Below are 20,478 nucleotides of genomic sequence, written 5' to 3' on the forward strand. Positions count from 1 at the left end.
ACTGCGCTTTCACCAATGGGGAATTGTTGTATTCATGTTACCAGCCTTAGATTCTCATGCAGCGCTAGAACATAATTATCGCGCTTACCTTGATGCTTTGTTAGAACACGGATTTTCTGGGGAAATTGAGTCTGCGTATTCCAGCCGGTTGGCGGTAGCGACAGATAATTCCATTTATCAACGCCTTCCTCAAGCAGTGGTGTTTCCCAAGAGTATCGAAGATTTAAGCTTGGTAGGGCGTGTTTCCGTAGATTTCCCAGATGTCAAATTTAGTCCCAGAGGCGGCGGAACAGGTACTAACGGTCAGTCGTTAACGAGTGGCGTGGTAGTTGATGTTTCCCGACATATGAACGGTGTACTTGAAATTAATCCCGAAGAGGGGTGGGTACGCGTGCAAGCAGGGGTCGTTAAAGATCAACTGAACGATGCCCTACGGCCTCATGGTTTTTTCTTTGCTCCAGACCTGTCAACCAGTAACCGCGCAACCATTGGTGGAATGATCAATACCGATGCGTCAGGCCAAGGTTCTCTCGTTTACGGGAAAACCAGTGATCATGTATTGGGGTTAAAGAGTGTTTTGGCTGATGGCACAATTCTTAACACTGAGAAAACCTCAATTGAGCAGGCTGAAAGTCATGCCACCCAGCCAAACACGGTTGGGCGTATTATGTCTCAGGTCATTTCGTCATGCCGAGATAACCGCCAACGTATTCTAGAAACGTTCCCAAGGCTCAATCGCTTTCTAACGGGTTACGATTTAGAAAACGTATTTAATCAAACCCTTACTGAGTTTGATTTGAGTCGCATAATTACAGGTTCTGAAGGGTCGTTGGCCTTTGTTGCTGAAGCGAAACTTAATGTTACACCGATAGCGAAACATAAAGCCTTAGTGAATATTAAATATGACTCATTTGAGTCTGCGCTTAGACACGCGCCCCACATGGTGGCAGCAAATGCTACGTCGGTAGAAACCGTAGACAGCAAAGTACTTAATTTAGCGCGGGAAGACATCATCTGGCACTCAGTCAGTGGTCTGATTGAAGACGTGCCGGGCAAAGATATGCTTGGCCTAAATATGGTCGAATACAATAGCAACGACCAGCAAGGCATTGAAAGCAAAATTGCAGCCTTGTCTGAACAATTGGATGCCTTTATTCAAAAGCAAGAGCACGGTGTCATCGGTTATCAAGTGACGTTTGATACGCAGGATATTTCTAAAATTTATGCGATGCGCAAGAAGGCAGTAGGGCTGCTGGGGAAAGCTAAAGGCTGGCAAAAACCGATAGCGTTCGCCGAAGATACGGCGGTACCTCCCGAAAACCTTGCTGACTTTATTTTGGAGTTCAGAGCATTACTAGACGAAAAAGGGCTAGCCTACGGCATGTTCGGGCATGTTGATGCAGGCGTGTTACATGTGCGTCCAGCTTTAGACATGTGTGACCTAGATCAACAGCAGATGATGCAGGATATCTCTGACCAAGTAGTGGCATTGGTGGCGAAATATGGCGGCTTGATGTGGGGAGAGCACGGAAAAGGATATCGAAGTGAATATGGCCCAGCATTTTTTGGTGATGTGCTATTTACTGAATTACGAAAAATTAAAACGGCGTTTGATCCCTTAAATAAAATGAATCCGGGAAAAATATGCACACCTTTAGACAGTGATGCGTCTTTGGTGCGTGTGTCAGACTTAAAGCGTGGAGATTTTGACCGACAAATCCCAATTGAAGTGCGCAATTCGTTTGAACCTGCGATGAGTTGTAACGGAAATGGCTTGTGTTTTAATTACGATAGTAAGTCGATTATGTGCCCATCCAGTAAAATCACCCGCGACCGTCGCCATAGCCCGAAAGGCAGGGCGGGTATGGTTAGAGAATGGTTACGTTTGCTTAGCAAGCAAAATGTGGACATTCAAGCGCTGGAAAAACAAGAAGAAACATACTCTTGGTTTGAGCGATTAAGATTTACCTTACAGGTGAAAGATACGCCTGATTTTTCTCATGAAGTGAAAGAGGTCATGGATCAATGTTTGGCATGTAAGGCCTGTGCAACCCAGTGTCCAGTTAATGTCGATGTTCCTGGATTTCGGGCGCGATTTCTGAATATTTATCATCAACGCTATATGCGTCCAATGAAAGATCATTTGGTGGCGAACATTGAAGTGATGGCACCTTACCTAGCGAAGATGCCTAAACTCGTTAACTTCTTTCTAAAACAAAACTGGGTGTCGACGATTTTAAGGAAGCACATCGGTTACGTTGACAGCCCGTTGCTCTCTATACCTACATTGGATGAACGTATGGACAGCCATGGCGCGAGCAAGTTTGATCTACACGCGTTAGGTAAATTAGACGAGTTACAAAAACGTAAAACGGTTCTGATAGTGCAAGATCCGTTTACGAGTTTTTATGAAGCAGAATTGATTGAGAATTTTATACAGCTAGCTGAAAAACTTGGATATTCGCCGGTTCTTCTACCATTTAAACCCAATGGTAAGCCACAGCATGTAAAGGGGTTTTTACAAGAGTTTGCAAAGACAGCTAACGATACTGCACAATTTCTGAATCAGGTTTCGAAACTTGACATTCCTATGGTAGGTTTAGACGCTTCTCTAGTGCTTTGCTATCGAGATGAGTATACCAAAACGTTAGGAAGCAAACGCGGCGAATTTAACGTATTGTTGGCGCATGAATGGCTGGAAACTCTTTCCCTACCTACGGTGAACTTCTCAGGCAAACCTTTTGCTTTATTTGCACATTGCACTGAGAAAACCGCTCTGCCTACTTCGGAAAAAGCTTGGCAGTCAATTTTTACAGATATTGGTGCGCCTTTAGATATTGTATCACTAGGATGTTGCGGTATGGCCGGCACGTTCGGACATGAGGCAAAACATTTAAAAGCGTCGAAAGGAATATACGACTTGAGTTGGCAGAATGCCGTGGGTCAGTATAATGCTACTCAGATTTTGGCGACGGGGTATTCGTGCCGCAGCCAAGTGCAAAGATTTGAACAGTTTAAGCCAAAGCATCCTATTCAAGCGATGCTTGCGATACTATCGAACGATAAAAAGAATTAATGAGGTAGTCGTGTTATGGAAACACAGCAGCAAATGAGCCCAGAAGAAATGTCAGCATGGGTGCGAGAACAGTTTCGAAAAGCGAATAAATTTTTAGCTGAAAAAGGCATTTTATTCGAAGCGGTTTCCACTGACGAGAGTCGATATCTTGCTCCCTATGTTGCCATATGGAAAATTAAGTCGATAGATGGGGCATTGTTTTGGGTGATTACAGGTGATGTGGAGCCGGATATTATACCTTATGAGACAGAGTCTAATCCGAGAATGGCACTCAGGCATTTTTCAATGCGTTGGCAAGTTGAAGCAGAAAATAGAAAACAAGCAGCGGGAGGTGACCATAATGCAATTGCCTCGGCAAATGCTTTAATCACACGTGCGGAGGGCTTGTATTCACTCAGCTCGGCGGAGCACCTTTGGAAGTAGGTGTTGATATTATTACTACTTGAAAATGCCCCGAGGGCATGGATTATTCCGTTAACCATGCCCTAGTGGGTTAATTCTACTTTTTTCAAAGTAAAGTCAGTTAAGTTGCATAACATCCTTTGTCGGGGCACACCTGCGTCCATATATACATGTCCGACTGGTCGGAATCCCTGTTGTTGATAATATTCAACACCTTCCAACTCGCATTGCACTGATACATCTGTTAGACCACATTGCTCTGCAATACTCAAAAGTGCTTTAAAGAGAGTCTGGTAAACCTCTTGATTTCGGAAATGGGGCATGACTGCAATGCGTCCTATTTCGCCCGCAGGCGTAATACGACCCGTTGCCACTTCATTACCGTTATCATCAACCAAAAGTACATGGAATGCGACACCATCTAGCGTGTCGAACTCCTGATCTTTAGGTATACGCCATTCATAGACGAATACCCTCTCTCTTATTTTGCTGAGTCTGTGTTTTTCGCTCCCCCAGTCAACGTTTAACACTTTAAACGCCATCGGGAACTCTCCTAATTAAAACGCCATTAAAACACTAATCAAGCATTAAGCGGGACTCCACAACCCCGCAAGTATCATTTTACGCATGAATTGGTTAAAAAATAAACTATTTTTATTCTGGTTTTCAGGTAAAAATTGCCAGCAATCAGCTTTTAAGATCTCTATTAACTCCTTGATCCGTTCAGTAGGTGCGATAAAGCCTTGATTATTCACATATATCACGCTTTCTTGTTCGCTTTTTTCGATAACCGTAATGTTCAATTCGCATGCAGGGATAAAATAAGCGTTTTGATTCACATCATCGTCGCAATATTCCTCAGCCATTGCATTGTTGTGATCATGTCTATTGCTTAAAAAGCTGCCCATAAAGTCAGTGAAGTCGTCGGTATCTATCGCATTTTTGAGTAACTGCTTAAAACGCTCAATATCATTTGAGGTAATGTGATATGGGCTAGGGCGTTGTATGACCGACGAATCAGTAAATCGTTGAGTTAAGATTTCATTATCTAATGCGTAATCAGCAAAAGCACCTAGAAGTTCAGCTTGTGAAGGCGCACGAAAGCCAACGGAATAATTTAGGCATTCACTCAGTGCTACACCATTGTGAGGTGCACCAGGAGGAATGTAAATTACATCGCCTGGTGAAAGTACTTCGTCGATAATAGGCTCAAAGTGTGTTACGTGCTTGAGATCTTTATGAGGACACGTTTCTTCATATTTTGCCGGCATACCGACTTGCCAGCGGCGCTTGCCTTTGCCCTGAATAATGAACACATCGTATTGATCTAAGTGCGGCCCTACACCTGCACCTGCGACAGAAAAGCTCACCATTAAGTCGTCAATACGCCAAGATGGTAAAAAATGAAACTGGGTTAAGAGTGATTGAGCGTCATCTAAGTATGCATCCACAGATTGGACAAGTAGGCTCCACTTATCTTGGCAGACCGTCTCAAAATCGTCGAATGGTCCATGCTCAACATGCCATGTATTGCCATCTGAACGAACAATTCTGGAATCAACTTCTTCTTCCTGAGCCAAACCTGCGAGCTCGTGTTCGTCTAAAGGATCCTTAAAATCAGAAAACAAACGCTTTAGTACTACGGGTTTTTTCTGCCAGTATTCATTTAAAAATAGCGCGCTGTCAAAGTTTGATATTTGGTTTTTCATACGTTTACACATTAATTCTGTAGTGAGTGATTTTACCCATTCCGGCAATATTTATCTCGCTTCCTTCACTAATGAGAAGCGTATTTTTGACGGATTTGGCCGTTTTTTCACAGATAAGTATTGTGTCGCTTTCGCTATGCTTCTCTAACTTGGCAGCGAGATTAACGGTGTCTCCCCAAACGTCAAAACTGAATTTATCCTCACCAATAATACCTGTGATAGCGGGTCCAGAAGCGATACCAATCCGAAGCTTCAGGTCTATATTTAAACGCATTGCTATATCAGCAAAACGTTGATGAAGTGCAATAGCCAGTCTGCAACTATCTAGCTCCACATTTCTTCCTTGACTGTCTAATCCCCCAATGGCCATATATTGATCGCCATTTGTTTTGATTTTTTCTAAACCATATAACCGGGTGGTGCGGTCAAACACTGAAAACACAGTGTTTAACATTGAAACAAGCTGGTGAGGAGAAATCCTTGCACACATCGGAGTAAAGCCTTCAATGTCAGCGAAAATTACGGTGATTTTAGCGTGGTACTGAGCAGTAATTGCACCTTCGTTATTACATAAAGTTGTCACCATTTTACTGGGTAACATGCGCCTCAAAAGTCGATTTGAATTACGATGCTTTTGGTTCAGTATGCGGTATTGGCTCACTTGGTATTGACGAATATAATGGCAACAGAGCACGAGACTGACGAGAAAAAATACCGTGTTGATCAAAGTGAATTGTTGGAAATTGGCGAGTATGACATGAGTGTGTGTAACTGATTCAACCCACTCAATGAAGAAGAGTGTGATCAGATACACCAATAATGTTCCGTAAAAATAAGGAGACTCTTCAGCAGAAAAAATGAAGGGAAGGGACACTACACCAATGACCAAAAAATAGTGCATATTCAGTGAAAAAGGCCAGATGAACGCAGAGCTCGTTATGTACATGAGGTAAGTATATACAAGGAGCAATGTAGATATGAGATGGTTTTGCCTATAGACAACGGCAGAGACCGTCATACCGATAACGGCCAATGTTAGTAGTAAGAGTTTCTCAATTTGATTGTCACGCCATATAAAGGTAACAAGAGGAACCTGTAATACCAGCACACAAATTGCTACGACGGCAATGGTCTGTACTAAAGCCAGTTTTCTAATTGATGAAAACCAACGCGAGGTGTCAACTGCATGTTTCTCGGGTGCTGACATATATCCATTCATCCAGCGCTGTCTCCCTGACTTAGATTGTGATCAATGTAAACTTACGCAATCTAAAAAGCGACTGGATGTTAGGACGGATTTTTATAATTCGAATGCCAGAGGCAGAAGGTCTTTAAATGGAACGGTTTTTATTTGTCCATCTTGAGTGGCCATGTGAACCAGGGTCGATTCGCTGGCAAATTCCTTAATTTTTTGACGGCATCCACCACACGGAGGGCAAAATGCGTTATTTGGACTCGCAATGAGAACCTGTTCTATTTTTGTTGCACCTGAGGCGACCATGGAAGAAATGGCACCTGCTTCTGCACATTGGCCTAGAGGATAGGAGGCGTTTTCAACATTACAACCATGGTACGTAGTATTGTCATTGGCCAAAATAGCCGCTCCGACCTTGAAATTAGAATAAGGTGAATATGAGTTTTTCTGGGCCGCCAGTGCCGCATCCAGAAGATGTTGTGTTTGTTTGTCCAATACCCTTTGCTCCGGGTTATTCAGGGACGGCTAAGTTTGCGATATTTGTGGTGGGTTTGACAAGTTTTTTTTGACCAAGTAGTCAATTTAATTTCAACGACGAATTCCTCATGTCTGTCTTTCGCGTCTTTACTTTTATTTTCAAATGCGCCACCCTTGGGCGCTATAATATATCTAACAACTGGAAATAGAGCTTTTGTCGCGAATACGTCGGTAGTAACGTATCCCGGTTTTCTCATTATGCTAAAATCTTTTTTTATTTTATGGTTAGTATCATTTTCCCTAATTTTGAGTGGTTGTGCCGGCGTGCCGTCATCATCAGCTCGGTCACAAATGGGAAATCTTCTGCTTGCCGAACCCCTTCCCGCCAGTGCCCGATCGCAAATGACCATCGTGCGTTACAATCAAATATTAGCTCAAGCGCCATTGCAAGCACAGGAGCGAGCTGAGCTATTATATCAGCGCGGCATGCTATATGACTCAGTAGGGTTATCGGGTTTAGCACAATACGATTACAACCAAGCCCTTAAACTTAAGCCTGATATGGCAGAAGCGTACAATTCCATCGGCATCCACTTTACTCAGCAGCAAGAATTTATCCAAGCTTATGAAGCATTTGATTCTTCTCTAGAAATTGACCCAGAATTTGAGTTTGCCTTTTTAAACCGAGGTATCGCGCTTTATTACGGTGGCCGTCCTGAGCTTGCTGTACAAGACTTAGGTGCGTTTTTAGAGCGAAACGAAAATGATCCTTATCGCGCTTTGTGGGCTTTTATTGCCGAGTATGAACTTAGCCCTGAACAAGCAACACGTCATCTGCGTGAAGCCAGTACTCGCCTTGATCCTCGCAATTGGGCGACATTGCTGGTAGAACTATATCTGGATGATATTTCTGAAAGTGAATTATTGGGTGCTTTAGCCATTGGTGTAACCAATCAAAGACAATTGACAGATAGGCTGTGTGAAGCGTATTTTTATCTTGGTAAATATCATGCAGCCAGAGGGCATCGTGGTCGAGCGTCGAATTATTTTAAGTTGGCGCTGAGCACGAATGTGTATGAATACGTTGAACATCGATATGCACGGTTAGAGCTCAATATGCTAAGAGAAGACGTGTATAAGGAAAATCAGGCACAACAGTGAATCGAGTTGTATTACTGTTCATCGCGCTTAGTCCATTGTTACTAGGCGTGAATGGCTCCACCTGCCAGCGCTTTATTCAAGAGCGGCTGACTGATGCGCTAAAAGCGCAATCTATCGAGCAATACCGGCAATATGCTTATTTGCTTGCTAAGCAAGGCAACGTCGATGCAAGTGAGAAGTTATTGGCAACGGTATCGCGCGATGATACATCTATTTATTGGCTCTCTTTACTTGCTCAAATGGGAAATGTAGATGCCCATTTTCGCTTGGGCATGCTTAATGAGTCCAGTTTACATCTAGACAACCTTAAAATCGCAGCAGAATCTGGTCACGCAGAAGCGCAATACGAGTTAGCATTGCTAGTCGATACTAGAGCATCAAGATTGTACTGGCTACAAAAGTCGGCAGATAGCGGATATCTTGCTGCCGAAATTGCGTTGTATCAATGGTACTTGTTACACGAAGATACCGAATCGGCTGAACCATATTTGAAAAGAGCTGCTCAGAGGGATGCAGAGAGCGCACTACTGCATGGTAGACTTTTGTGGCGTGCAGGCAGCGAACATATAGCGACATCTGCGTTTACACGGGCTAGAGAACTAGGAAGCGACGATGCACGTGTTTTTCTTGCTTTGATAAAAGAAGGTCAACGGCCGATATTGCCGGCTAAGCCCGAGCGACACAGCCGCTTGGTTGAGCAAGCCTCTCTCGCGTTATCAGCGCAATCTAATTTACCTGCCTGCGCCATAACCACACAATTTGTTGCAACCTCTTTAGAATCATTTCGTCAGGCTAAGAATGTCTATCAGCGTTTTAACGAAGACGAACGACTTTCGTTGCTACCCATGTGTGCATTGCCACCAGTATGGCTTAAAACCCTCAAATGTGACGACAACTGGCAGAATCAACCGCGTCTTGGATGTGATATCGGCGATATTGCCGCGCTATCAAATGTAAGAGACTTTAGTCACGTTGTGGTATTTGCAGAACATGGCAAAGCGAATGTACACAACGGTATTATGTATTTGGATCTAGCTGATACCTACAGTGTATTTGTGCATGAGTTGGCGCATTTTGCAGGATTTGTAGACGAATACCCATTAAGCTCAATGATGGCAGACATGCATTGTAATCGTGACTCTGCACCTAATTTACAGATTATCGATCCCGAGACCTTCCCTGAAGGGGCCCCCCTGAATTGGCCAGTAGGGGTGCAGCCGGAACAATATACTAAAGCCAGAACCTGCAATAATCATACATATCAAGCGTACAAGCCCGTTAAGTCTATGACGTTCATGGAATATCACGACCATGGCGTGATCCCGCCCCTTTACCTGCAAATATGGCATAAACAATTGATGAATCGCAGTAACCTTACCCCCGCGTTTGTGAATTTTTCTCAGTATTTTTCTGAGCGAGGCAATGCGGCTCAAGCCCAACTTTGGCGAGAGAGAGCCCTCGCGTATCAAGGTCAGCCTGTAGAACAATAAGAATATAAAGAGATTGCATTTTCCGAAACTTATGGGATAAAGTATTCGGCTAAAAATCAATCAACCTAGTTGGGTGTGAGTGAAACCTGTTTATTCATATTCAACTTTCCAGCTTGTTTGTCGATAACAGGCTCCAAGAATAAGAACAAACAGAAGTCTGAGAGTAGTTATGCAAAAGACGAAGGATTTGTCAGTATACTCAGCTGCCTTTTCGGTATTGAGTGAGCCGATATTAGTGGTTGATAATCAACGTAATGTTGTTGCTGTAAACCCCGCGTTTTGCAATCACTACGGTATATCTGAACAAGCGGTGTCAGGTATCTCGCTCTTTCAATTGGTAAAAATTGATATTCTTGAAGGTGAGAAAGACGTATGCAACGCGCAGGGCAGCTTATTACATGCGAGTAATTGGTGTAGCCAAGCAAAGTTCATTAAAGATGCTATGCTGCCTCTTATCGTCACACTGTCTTACGATCCTATTTTCCATCAAAATCACCTAATTGGTGCTGCTATTCGCTTTATTGAGCAACCATCCATTGCGCACAGCGAATCGTTACATGACATGGCTTATCGTGATGAATTAACGGGCTTGGCGAACAGGGCGCTGTTTAACCAATTGCTTGAGCATGAAATTAGTCAGTCGTTAAGGGATAAAAAACGTTTTGCATTGCTGTTTATTGATTTAGACAAATTTAAAGAAGTGAACGACAGCTTAGGGCATGATGGCGGAGACTCATTGCTGTGTGTTTTGGCTGATAGAATGCGCAAAACCCTGCGTAAAAGCGATGTTGTTGCGCGCTTAGGTGGCGATGAGTTTGTCGTGATTATGCATGATGTGAAAGACTCAGATACGATGGCAAACGTGGTGGAAAAAGTGATCCGCCAAGTGAAAAAACCAGTGAGCCTCGGACATCAAACAGTACAGGTTGGATGCAGTGTTGGGATCAGTATATTTCCTGACAACGGCGTTGATGCGCAGCGCCTTATGCATCATGCAGATGTCGCGATGTACAGAGCGAAGCATCAAGGTGGAGCTAACTATTATTATTTTTCCGATGAATTGAACAAAGAGCTCAAAAACGCCAGATTGATGGAAATGGAGCTACGACAAGCGTTAACTGAAAAACAATTCGTGCCGTATTTTCAGCCTTTGCTTGACCATCGCACCCAATCGTTAGTTGGCATCGAGTGTTTAACAAGGTGGCATCATCCTGACAAGGGCATATTGGAACCTGTTGCGTTTCTACCGATTGCAAAACGTATCGGGCTTATGTCAAATATAATGGAACAGGTACTTGAAACGGCATTTGGGCATTTAAGAGAATGGCACAAAACTTTACAAAGCTTAGTGCCGTTGTCAGTCAACTTGACCAGCAAACAATTTTATCAGTCGAATACCTTCGATTTACTCAGCAATTTACTTGCTCGTCATGCGTTACCCAAAGACGCAATTTGCATCGAAGTAACCGAGAGCACATTGCAAGACAATGGCGACAACCTAGTTAATAAAATAAAAGAATGGGATGCAGCAGGGTTTAGTATCACCCTAGATGACTTTGGCACAGGATACTCTTCGCTGCGCTACTTGCAGCATTGCTCGGTTAACTTGTTGAAGATTGATCGCTCATTTGTCCGTAATATTGACGTCAACCCACACGACCGTGTGATCGTGCAGGCCATCATTCAACTTGCCCATACCTTAGGTATTGAGGCGATTGCTGAAGGTGTTGAAACGCAAAGTCAGCAAGCATTTTTATTAGACAATCAGTGTTACGTAATGCAAGGTCACCTATACAGCCCAGCAGTAACGGCCAATGCGTTCACTGAATACCTAGATACCTTCACTCTCAAGGCGGTGCTTTAAGTCATCTACCCACATTGCAGTGGCGCCACAAATTGCCACAGGCATGACTAAGAAGTTTACGATAGGAATAAGCGAAAATACGCTTACTGCAATACCAAAGCTAAATGACTTCCCTTTTGCTTCAGATAGTGTCATACGCATGGTTTTAAATGGAACTTTATGATTGTCAAAGGGGTAGTCGCAGTACTGGATAGCCATCATCCAAGCACTAAACAAAAACCACAGCACTTGCCCAATGATAGGGAGAAAGAAGAATAGGAGTAAAAAACCAATTGCGCGGGGAATGTAATAAAGCAGTTTGGATACTTCTCGTCCCAATGTTCTAGGAATGTCCTTGATTATATCAATGACACCGTCATCTCCCAGTGGCTTTCCGGTAAGGTGACGCTCCACTTTTTCCGACAGTAGCCCATTGAATGGCGCGGCAATCCAATTGGCTAGCGTGCCAAAGAGCAGCGCAAAAATGAGTAACACTGTTATAATCGCGAGCGGCCATAGAAAATAAGATAAGTAGGTTTTTATCACGCCGAGCCAATCGGGCACCCAGTCTACTAGCGCCTGTATCCACAGTGCAATCTCACCGAACAGGAAATAAAACGCGGTAGCAAACAAAATTAAATTCACAGCTAGTGGGATGAAAACAAAGCGTTTCAATCCTTTGGTTCGAATAAGCGAGAAACCACGAAAAAAATAATCGACGCCATTACCTGATAACATAAAACATATTATTCCTAATAAAAATGTATACCTATTATAAAGTTGCAGTATTTGAACGTAAAACCTGAATTGTTACACTTAGTGACTTCTGATACATTCGAGTGCTGAATGATAGTTGTAGTTATCCTACAATTGTTTAAATCTGATGCCAGACGTAGATGTCACCCGAAATAACAATAAAATAAGGCTGAAACACCATAATATGGTGAGGCCAGCTTAAAACAACCGGAATACCTAATCGTTAACTATGCGCTTAAAACGAATCAAGCTGGCAGGATTTAAATCGTTTGTCGATCCAACTAGCATTCCGTTTCCTGACGATATGACGGCCATTGTCGGTCCGAACGGATGTGGAAAATCAAACGTAATTGATGCAGTGCGCTGGGTGTTAGGGGAAAGTTCGGCTAAGAATTTACGCGGTGATGCAATGACCGACGTCATTTTCAATGGCTCTTCTGCCCGTAAGCCTGTGTCCCAGTGTAGCGTTGAGTTAGTGTTTGACAACAGTTCAGGACGAATTCAAGGTGAATACGCAAACTACAACGAGTTATCAGTAAAGCGTCTTGTTACTCGAGACGGACAATCTACGTATTTTCTAAACAATACGAAATGTCGCCGTCGGGATGTCACTGATTTATTTTTAGGGACGGGACTTGGGCCGCGAAGCTACGCCATTATTGAACAGGGTATGATATCGCGTCTGATAGAGTCTAAACCTCAAGAGTTGCGGGTATTCATTGAAGAAGCCGCGGGCATCTCAAAGTATAAAGAACGTCGTCGAGAAACTGAAAATCGTATTCGTCACACCCGTGAAAATCTAGAACGATTAGATGATGTCAGAGCAGAACTCGGGCAACAGCTCGAAAAGCTGCACCGTCAAGCGTCGGCGGCAAAACGATATAAAACACTGAAAGCCAGCGAGCGAGAATTGAAATCTCAATTGGCAGCTATTCGCTGGCTTAAACACAACCACCATTTGTCTGAGTTACAACAAGATATTGTTAAGCAAGAAGCTGATATTGAAGCATTCGTTGCACAGCAGCGGGGGGATGAACGGGGAATCATTGAGCGTAAAGAAAAGCAGCAAGACCTTAAGCAAGCATTGGATAATGCCCAACAAGCATTCTTTAAAGTTGGAACGGACATTACTCGCCTAGAGCAAAATCAAATTCATGCTAAGCAACGTCAGCAGCAAATAGATCAGGATATACGCAGTCTGCAACATTCGATCGAAGAACAAGAGCTGCATGAAGCCGACGACCATGAAAAGCGCGAGGTACTGGCTGAACAAATTGCGGCAATTGAACCCGAAATCGAGATTAAACAAGGTATGCTCGAAGATGGGCAGGCCCGCTTGGCTGAGGCAGAGCACGCTGTTCAACAAATAGAACGTAAGCAGCGAGAATATGACAGCGCCTTACAAACTGCCAAGCATAAAGTGCAATCGCTTCATAGCAATATTCAAATGAACATGGATTTGCAGTTGCGAACACAGCAGCGGGTAAATGAAATAGCAGCGGATCTTGCGCAATGCTCAGACATCGAAAAACACCAACAGATTGCACAGGCCGAGGAGAAACTTGCGGAGTTAAAAGCCTATTTTCACCAATGTACGGAGCATTACCAAGGCGCGAGAGCGGCGTTTGACAGGGCGAAGATAGCGCAGTCAGAAAAACAGAAACACGCTTTTACTTTATCTGGTGAGCGCCAATCTCTTCAGGCCAAAATAGAGGGTTTGAAAAACGTTCTGGCCTCCCAGACCCAATCATCTGATTTTATTGAAAAATTACAACATTACACTACTGCATCGAGTTTACCGTTAGAGAATTTCACCTCGCTATTAATGACATTGAATGTTCATCCCGAGTGGGAGAATACGGTTGAGCAACTCTGCCGGTTCTGGCGAGACAGTTGGGTTAGTGATGCGTTAAATATGCAGTGTTTAGAGCAAATTCCTTCGGATATGTCTGGCGGCGCTGTATTTTTGTCGCAATATTGGACAAAAGATAAGCGAAGCGGAAGCTTGGCTGAGAAAGTAGACAATATTACTGTGCCTGAGTGGCTAAATTCCATATTGCTCGTCGACACGATGACGCAAGCGAAAACCCTGCTCGCCACACTAGCACCCCATGAAAGCATTGTGGTTAACCATCGTGTGGTTCTGGGTAAAGATTGGATTCGCTTTTTAGGTGACGAAGAAAATGGTGTACTGACGTATCGGCGTCAACTTGAGGCACTAGAAATTGCGAGTCATGACGCTGAAAGAAAAGAGCAGCAAGTAAAGTCAGAGCTTGCCGCAGCAGAGCAGGCACTTAAGCAGGCTAGTGAAGAGGAACATGCCAAGCGGGAGGCAGAATCTCAAGCACAAATTGACTGGCTACAGGCTAAAAATAGACTTCAGGCGCTTATTCAAGAACACGAGCAAGTCAATCAGCGTAAGAACAAACTTGAACAGGCTCTGCGTGAGCAGCAAGCGCTGCTCGACAACGAACAGTGCGAAGCTGAATTGTTGTCATCTCAAGTTGAAGAGCAAGAAATGGCGCTTGCAGCGTTGGAAGAGCAACAACTCACCTTCGAAGATGAAAAAACAGTTGCGCAGGATCTCGTTCGGCAACTCCGAGTACAAGTCGAAGGGTTAACTCAGTCTCTGCACACCGCAAAACTAACATTAGAAACCTCCCGTAGCCAATATACCAGTCTTCGTGATGGGCATCTTCGTTTGCAGCGTCAGCTTATACAAATGCGTGAACGTGTAAATGGATTAAAAGAAGAACAAGCTCAGTTGTGTTTACCCTTAGAGGAACAAGCTGAACAACTGGAAACATTGCTGCTGGAACGCGTGGCTTTAGAAGAAAAGAAAATGCAGCTCGCAAATGCGCTAAGCGAGGTAGAAGCATGGTTATCAGATGCGGAAAAAGACCGTGCAGGTATAGAAGACAAAATTCAGGTAAAACGTCAGGCCCTTGAAACGAAAAAACTGGAAAGTGAAGGCTACAGTGTGCGTGCCAATGCGGTGATAGAGCAGCTTGCTGACATGAATATTACACTAAAATCGGTGTTAGATACTCTACCGGATGATGCTGACGAACAAGTATGGCAACAAAACCTTGAGCGCACGACAAGCAGCATTACTCGATTAGGCGCGGTGAATCTAGCTGCGGTAGAGGAATATGACGTTCAGTCGCAACGTAAACGTCACTTAGATGAACAAAACAACGACCTAACGTCTGCATTGGATACACTAGAACACGCCATCCGTAAAATAGATAAAGAAACTCGCACACGATTTAAAGAAACCTTTGAAAGGGTTAATGAAGATTTGAAGATGCTTTTTCCGAAAGTATTCGGAGGTGGCTCTGCATACCTTGATTTGACGGATGATGACTTGCTGGAAACCGGCGTTTCGATTATGGCACGACCACCTGGCAAGAAAAACAGTACAATTCATCTTCTTTCGGGTGGAGAAAAAGCGCTAACCGCTTTATCATTGGTTTTCGCTATATTTAGATTAAATCCGGCACCGTTTTGTTTACTGGATGAAGTCGATGCACCTTTAGATGATGCGAACGTGGGACGATTTTGTACGTTAGTGTCTGAAATGTCTAAAAGTGTACAATTTATTTATATCACCCATAACAAAATCGCAATGGAAATGGCCACGCATTTAACTGGCGTGACAATGGCGGAACCAGGCGTTTCGCGCATGGTTGCTGTCGATGTTGATGAGGCTGTCTCTTTTGCACAGGCATAACAACGGGTAATTGGTAGTTAGATGGAAGAATTACGTCTGTCATTTTTGGTTTTAGGTGGAATTGCAATTGCAGCGATTCTGATTCATGGTTGGTGGAGCATTCGTAAAAACGCTTCAAAAGACGAAACGGGCTCACGTAGTGCTCGTTTAGAGCAGGATGACGCACCAATATTCACCAAAAGTTACGAACCACACATCGAAGATGAGGTTATTGATGTCTCTTCAGAACAGACCAGTGATCTCAGTGACTCGCGTCAGCATACAGCTGCACAGGAATTTGATGAACTGGGCATTGGTGAAGTTAGGGTAGTGAGTCGATCTCAACGAGATGACGTTTTGGATCCCGATATCAACAAGGCGAAGGAGCCGCTCACGGATACTCGCGACACTTTATCCGCAGCCGATGAATCTACGGTTTTGGAAGCCTGTGAGCATCAACCTTCTCAAGAAATTGACGCTGAGCCAACGGGTGCACCGAAGATGTATGCCTCAGTGGTAACACAGCCTAAACCAGATTTTATGACGCCAAAGCACGGTAAGACCGACAATCTTTCTCAGGCCCCCGACTTGCCGGAACCTCCTATTTCGTTGCTTAAACAAAATAGTGCTGAAGACAATACCCGTATTGAGCCCGACTTTAGAATTGATACATTCTCCGTTCCAGATGAAGAGCTGGAGGCTCACGCCGATGTTGTTGATGCGGTGAGCGAGCGCCATTCTTTTACTGAGCAAGCCAAAAATTTGGTGAAACGTAAAAAAGCTGAAACCCAGAATCGCAAGCGACGTGAACCCAGTGTTAGAGAAGATCAAATCTCGATCGATTTTGATGAGGCGGAGCAGAAAATGCGTGCAGGCTCGGGAGACGACACTCTACGTACTGAAGACCGTGGACCAGATAAACCCAAGCGAGCGCCTTCTGAGGCAGAGACTGATGTGCCACAAGAAGTACTTGTATTGAATGTAAAAGCGGCTGAAGACAACCCCATACAAGGGGCGGCATTATTGCCTATGTTGTTGACGCTTGGTTTTAAATTTGGCGACCAAGATATCTTTCATCGTCACGTGAATAGCAACGGTAAAGGTCCCGTTCTTTTCAGTTTAGCGAATATGTTTAAACCGGGTGTGTTTGACATAGATAACTTAGAAAACTTTACCACACAAGGCGTATCATTATTTATGATACTACCTATAGAAGGTGATCCGCATCAGGTGTTCAATATGATGCATAATGCAGCAAGAAAGCTTGCGGATGAATTCTCCGCGCAGGTTCTCGATGGTCGAAGAAGCGTACTAACCAAACAGGGCTTGCAACAATACGTTGAAAAAATCAGAGAATTCGAGCGTCAACGTATGATCGCCAGGTAGTGCCGCGTCACGCCGTTGCTTTTGTGATAAAAGTGTATGGCTAGCTGCCGGCGTACAGGCCGGCAGTCTCTTTTTTCGTATTCAGTTTAAGTTTTACTGAGTGAATCCACTCAGATTTTTTGTTCCAGGGTGAAATGCATGTCTGATTCACAGCAAATCGAAGTGCGTATGTCGCAGCTCATTGATGAAATTAATGAGCATAATTATCAATATTACGTGTTGGATGCCCCCAGTATTCCAGATGCCACCTACGATAGACTTATGCAGGAGCTTATAGCGCTAGAGAATGCCCACCCTTCACTAAAGCGTGCAGACTCGCCCTCTCAGAAGGTGGGAGGTGAGCCGTTAGCCGCCTTTACGCAAGTAGAACATGAAGTACCAATGTTATCGCTCGACAATGCGTTTAACGAAGAAGATTTGCTAGCCTTTGAAAAGCGTATTAAGGACCGTCTCAAGCGACCGATTGCACTAACATTTTGTGGTGAACCTAAGTTAGATGGCCTAGCAGTTAGCCTGATGTATGAGCAAGGAAAATTAGTACGTGCAGCTACCCGTGGCGACGGCAGAGTAGGCGAGAATATCACGGCAAATGTGAAAACCATTGCCAATGTGCCGCTCTCATTACGAGGCGAGCACATTCCTTCGCGCATAGAAGTACGCGGCGAAGTATTTATGCCAAAAGCTGGCTTTGAGGCACTGAACAGAGCACAAGCCGCCGCAGGTCAAAAGCAGTTTGCGAATCCTCGTAATGCTGCGGCTGGTAGCTTACGCCAGTTGGACTCACGCATTACAGCCAAACGCCCGTTGTCGTTTTATGCTTACTCGGTAGGCCTTATTGACGATGCTAAGACCTGGCTGCCTGATAGTCATTTTGGCCGTTTACAAAAGTTGGCTGACTGGGGCTTACCTATCTGTAAAGAAATCGCTACCGCCCAAGGCGGCAGTGAATGTCTTCAATATTACGTAAATATTGCTGAAAAACGAGATAGCCTACCCTACGAAATTGATGGTGTAGTGTTTAAAGTGGATGATATCGCACTGCAACAAGAATTGGGCTTTGTGGCCCGTGCGCCAAGGTGGGCCATTGCGCAGAAGTTTCCTGCTCAAGAAGAGATGACCACCTTGTTAGATGTGGAATTTCAAGTTGGACGGACAGGGGCAATAACGCCAGTTGCCCGACTTGAGCCTGTATTTGTTGGTGGTGTAACCGTATCTAACGCAACCTTGCACAATCAAGATGAAATTCAGCGCCTTGGCGTTAAAGTGAATGACAAAGTTATTATCAGACGCGCTGGTGATGTCATTCCTCAAGTTGTGTCAGCTGTTGTGCAGTATCGACCAGACAACGCCCGAGACATTACATTCCCTAATACGTGCCCAGTGTGTGATTCTGCGGTAGAGAAACTTGAAAGTGAAGCGGTAGCAAGATGTACAGGAGGGCTGTTTTGTCCAGCGCAGCGGAAAGAGGCAATGAAGCATTTTGCGTCGCGTAAAGCATTGGATATTGACGGTTTGGGTGACAAACTGATTGAGCAAATGGTCGATGCTGACTTGGTCAAAACGCCAGCGGACTTTTTCTCATTAGAGCTAGCGCAAATTTCTAGTATGGAACGTATGGGAGACAAATCAGCAGCAAACTTGATTCACGCCTTACACACTGCTCGAGAGACCACCTTACCGCGGTTTTTATATGCCTTAGGCATTCGCGAAGTAGGTGAAGCCACCGCCAATAACCTTGCCATGCACTTTGCGACGTTAGACGACATAAAAACAGCGTCAATTGAAGGGTTACAAAAAGTTGATGATGTGGGTGTCGTGGTGGCTGAGCACATTTATCACTTCTTCCGCGAGCCTCACAACCTTAAGGTGATAGACGAGCTGTTACAGGCTGGTGTGAAATGGAAAGCGGTGGAAAAGCCTGATGAAGCAAACTTGATACTAGAAGGCAAAACCTTCGTTTTAACCGGTACGCTATCCCAAATGGGGCGAAGCGAGGCAAAGGCAAAGTTGCAAAGTTTAGGCGCAAAAGTGTCTGGCAGTGTATCAGCAAAAACAGATTACTTAGTTGCAGGTGAAAAAGCGGGCTCTAAATTGACTAAGGCGCAAGAACTTGGCGTGAGTGTCATGACCGAAGAAGAGATGCTTGCACTTTTTAACGACTAATTTTGCTTAAACAAGAGGGGGATTATATGCAGTCATTGTTGTTGGGGCTAACGGATCTTTTCAAGCCCTATGTGACGGAAGTGGCGATGACCATAGTCGCGACCTTGCTAGTTATTTACGGAGATGTGATTAACAAGCACATTAAACGGGCATTAGCCCCTTATCATTTTGTTATACGCACGCTGGCCTTTGTGCTTATTTGTGCATTTGGTTACGGTGCATTTATATTATTTGTCACGCCGTTTACTCAGCAAGGTATCGCGATGATCCCCTCAATGTACCGAGGCCTGAGTATTGTGGGAGTGTTTCTTATACTGGGTTACTTGGCTGAAAATCGTCGTTATATTTGATTCTCATTCCTTTGATTTAGTACCACAGGTAACCGCTTTGTGGTACTCACATTCTTTCCACATTGGCCAATAAAACTGGACTGTCTAACACGAGTAAATCCCGTTATGCTGATTCTAAACAGGTCCAAGTGCGTTGACTTTTAATATTCGGTGTTAACGTTGAATACGTTTAGGATGAAGCACTTTCAGTTAATTGCGCTTTCTCGACGCTTTTGTTGTCTCAGCTTCCAAGCTTTTTTGACCGAATAACGCCAAAGGTAATTTAGGCCAAAATAGCCGACTAAACCGAAAAATACTGAGCAGACCGCGCAGCCGAGCAAGAACGCAGGGCCGATGGTTTCCATACTCATCACAACCCATTGCCAGCTGAGTTCAAACTGAAACTCAGTAGCGGGCGCTCCTAAGATAGCTGTACCTACCAGGTATGCGCCGTAAAACATAGGGGGCATAGTGAATGGATTGGTTAGCCATACTGTGGCAACTGACAAAGGTAAGTTGACGCGAAGTGGAATCGCAGAAGCCGCAGACAACCACATTTGAAAGGGTACGGGCCAAAAAGCAAAAAACAAACCGATACCAAACGCGCCAGATGCTGAGCGTCGGTTTAAATGCCATAGATTAGGATCATGCAACACAGAGCCAAACAGCGACAAAAATTTTTGTTGCTTAATGGTTTGGTGATCAGGCAAAAATCGTTGAATTATCTTTTTCGGCATACGTGCATCAACTACTAACTTTTTAATCACAGCAAGGATTGC

General features: G+C 44.2%; 15 protein-coding genes. 9 read left to right on the forward strand and 6 right to left on the reverse strand.

Translation table 11 applies throughout. From position 1 onward, the window contains the following. Positions 1–34 precede the first annotated feature (34 nt). Positions 35–3,076, forward strand: a complete 3,042-nt coding sequence (gene ydiJ, locus OE749_RS04205) for a D-2-hydroxyglutarate dehydrogenase YdiJ (protein WP_263711497.1) — start codon at positions 35–37, stop codon at positions 3,074–3,076. 15 nt (positions 3,077–3,091) lie between these two features. Further along, the gene (locus OE749_RS04210; RefSeq protein ID WP_263711105.1) at positions 3,092–3,499 is read left to right on the forward strand and encodes a DUF4826 family protein; all 408 of its coding nucleotides are present in this window, start codon (positions 3,092–3,094) and stop codon (positions 3,497–3,499) included. A gap of 62 nt (positions 3,500–3,561) precedes the next feature. Here the strand turns inward: OE749_RS04210 and OE749_RS04215 are convergent, their stop codons facing one another. From OE749_RS04215 to cdd, 4 genes are all read right to left on the reverse strand, one after another. Then, positions 3,562–4,020 (reverse strand): GNAT family N-acetyltransferase, encoded by a 459-nt coding sequence (locus OE749_RS04215; RefSeq protein WP_263711106.1) that lies wholly within the window; start codon positions 4,018–4,020, stop codon positions 3,562–3,564. A gap of 45 nt (positions 4,021–4,065) precedes the next feature. Next, positions 4,066–5,187 carry a cupin domain-containing protein gene (locus OE749_RS04220; protein WP_263711107.1) on the reverse strand — a complete coding sequence of 374 codons (1,122 nt, stop codon included), beginning with the start codon at positions 5,185–5,187 and terminating at the stop codon, positions 4,066–4,068. A gap of 4 nt (positions 5,188–5,191) precedes the next feature. Beyond that, positions 5,192–6,394, reverse strand: a complete 1,203-nt coding sequence (locus OE749_RS04225; RefSeq protein ID WP_263711108.1) for an adenylate/guanylate cyclase domain-containing protein — start codon at positions 6,392–6,394, stop codon at positions 5,192–5,194. Positions 6,395–6,487: 93 nt separating this feature from the next. After that, complete coding sequence (gene cdd / locus OE749_RS04230) at positions 6,488–6,877, reverse strand: cytidine deaminase (protein ID WP_404828125.1); 390 nt, start codon at positions 6,875–6,877, stop codon at positions 6,488–6,490. Between the two features lie 240 nt (positions 6,878–7,117). On the opposite strand from cdd, the gene nlpI reads away from it, so the two are divergent. The 3 genes from nlpI (at position 7,118) to OE749_RS04245 (ending at position 11,374) form a co-directional block, all read left to right on the forward strand. Then, positions 7,118–8,020, forward strand: coding sequence for a lipoprotein NlpI (gene nlpI / locus OE749_RS04235; RefSeq protein WP_263711109.1), 903 nt, complete (start codon positions 7,118–7,120; stop codon positions 8,018–8,020). Further along, on the forward strand, positions 8,017–9,510 hold the full coding sequence (locus tag OE749_RS04240) for a tetratricopeptide repeat protein (RefSeq protein ID WP_263711110.1): 1,494 nt from the start codon (positions 8,017–8,019) through the stop codon (positions 9,508–9,510). Before nlpI ends, OE749_RS04240 begins: the two co-directional genes overlap by 4 nt. Positions 9,511–9,679: 169 nt before the next feature. Further along, complete coding sequence (locus OE749_RS04245; RefSeq protein WP_263711111.1) at positions 9,680–11,374, forward strand: EAL domain-containing protein; 1,695 nt, start codon at positions 9,680–9,682, stop codon at positions 11,372–11,374. Here the strand turns inward: OE749_RS04245 and cysZ are convergent. Then, on the reverse strand, positions 11,342–12,091 hold the full coding sequence (gene cysZ / locus OE749_RS04250) for a sulfate transporter CysZ (protein ID WP_263711112.1): 750 nt from the start codon (positions 12,089–12,091) through the stop codon (positions 11,342–11,344). The genes OE749_RS04245 and cysZ overlap by 33 nt on opposite strands. Positions 12,092–12,338: 247 nt before the next feature. On the opposite strand from cysZ, the gene smc reads away from it, so the two are divergent. The 4 genes from smc (at position 12,339) to OE749_RS04270 (ending at position 19,720) form a co-directional block, all read left to right on the forward strand. Beyond that, on the forward strand, positions 12,339–15,842 hold the full coding sequence (gene smc, locus OE749_RS04255) for a chromosome segregation protein SMC (RefSeq protein ID WP_263711114.1): 3,504 nt from the start codon (positions 12,339–12,341) through the stop codon (positions 15,840–15,842). Between the two features lie 21 nt (positions 15,843–15,863). Then, complete coding sequence (zipA, locus tag OE749_RS04260; protein ID WP_263711115.1) at positions 15,864–17,207, forward strand: cell division protein ZipA; 1,344 nt, start codon at positions 15,864–15,866, stop codon at positions 17,205–17,207. A gap of 138 nt (positions 17,208–17,345) precedes the next feature. Next, a complete protein-coding gene (gene ligA / locus OE749_RS04265) occupies positions 17,346–19,370 on the forward strand; it encodes an NAD-dependent DNA ligase LigA (RefSeq protein ID WP_263711116.1) in 2,025 nt (674 codons plus the stop codon). A gap of 26 nt (positions 19,371–19,396) precedes the next feature. Beyond that, a complete protein-coding gene (locus OE749_RS04270; RefSeq protein WP_263711117.1) occupies positions 19,397–19,720 on the forward strand; it encodes a DUF3392 domain-containing protein in 324 nt (107 codons plus the stop codon). A gap of 185 nt (positions 19,721–19,905) precedes the next feature. Here OE749_RS04270 and OE749_RS04275 read toward each other — a convergent pair whose 3' ends face one another. Beyond that, positions 19,906–20,436 (reverse strand): DUF2062 domain-containing protein, encoded by a 531-nt coding sequence (locus tag OE749_RS04275; protein WP_263711499.1) that lies wholly within the window; start codon positions 20,434–20,436, stop codon positions 19,906–19,908. Positions 20,437–20,478: the final 42 nt, after the last annotated feature.

This window comes from Fluctibacter corallii (assembly GCF_025751585.1).
In the GTDB taxonomy this organism is placed as follows: domain Bacteria; phylum Pseudomonadota; class Gammaproteobacteria; order Enterobacterales; family Alteromonadaceae; genus Fluctibacter_A; species Fluctibacter_A corallii.

What these genes read in the sequence shown, in the direction of transcription:
- OE749_RS04210 (WP_263711105.1), top strand. Translation starts at nt 3,092, where the DNA reads ATGGAAACACAGCAGCAAATGAGCCCAGAAGAAATGTCAGCATGGGTG.
- zipA (WP_263711115.1), top strand. Translation starts at nt 15,864, where the DNA reads ATGGAAGAATTACGTCTGTCATTTTTGGTTTTAGGTGGAATTGCAATT.
- nlpI (WP_263711109.1), top strand. Translation starts at nt 7,118, where the DNA reads ATGCTAAAATCTTTTTTTATTTTATGGTTAGTATCATTTTCCCTAATT.
- OE749_RS04270 (WP_263711117.1), top strand. Translation starts at nt 19,397, where the DNA reads ATGCAGTCATTGTTGTTGGGGCTAACGGATCTTTTCAAGCCCTATGTG.
- OE749_RS04215 (WP_263711106.1), bottom strand. Translation starts at nt 4,020, where the DNA reads ATGGCGTTTAAAGTGTTAAACGTTGACTGGGGGAGCGAAAAACACAGA.
- ligA (WP_263711116.1), top strand. Translation starts at nt 17,346, where the DNA reads ATGTCTGATTCACAGCAAATCGAAGTGCGTATGTCGCAGCTCATTGAT.
- OE749_RS04225 (WP_263711108.1), bottom strand. Translation starts at nt 6,394, where the DNA reads ATGTCAGCACCCGAGAAACATGCAGTTGACACCTCGCGTTGGTTTTCA.
- smc (WP_263711114.1), top strand. Translation starts at nt 12,339, where the DNA reads ATGCGCTTAAAACGAATCAAGCTGGCAGGATTTAAATCGTTTGTCGAT.
- OE749_RS04220 (WP_263711107.1), bottom strand. Translation starts at nt 5,187, where the DNA reads ATGAAAAACCAAATATCAAACTTTGACAGCGCGCTATTTTTAAATGAA.
- OE749_RS04245 (WP_263711111.1), top strand. Translation starts at nt 9,680, where the DNA reads ATGCAAAAGACGAAGGATTTGTCAGTATACTCAGCTGCCTTTTCGGTA.
- OE749_RS04275 (WP_263711499.1), bottom strand. Translation starts at nt 20,436, where the DNA reads ATGCCGAAAAAGATAATTCAACGATTTTTGCCTGATCACCAAACCATT.
- ydiJ (WP_263711497.1), top strand. Translation starts at nt 35, where the DNA reads ATGTTACCAGCCTTAGATTCTCATGCAGCGCTAGAACATAATTATCGC.
- cysZ (WP_263711112.1), bottom strand. Translation starts at nt 12,091, where the DNA reads ATGTTATCAGGTAATGGCGTCGATTATTTTTTTCGTGGTTTCTCGCTT.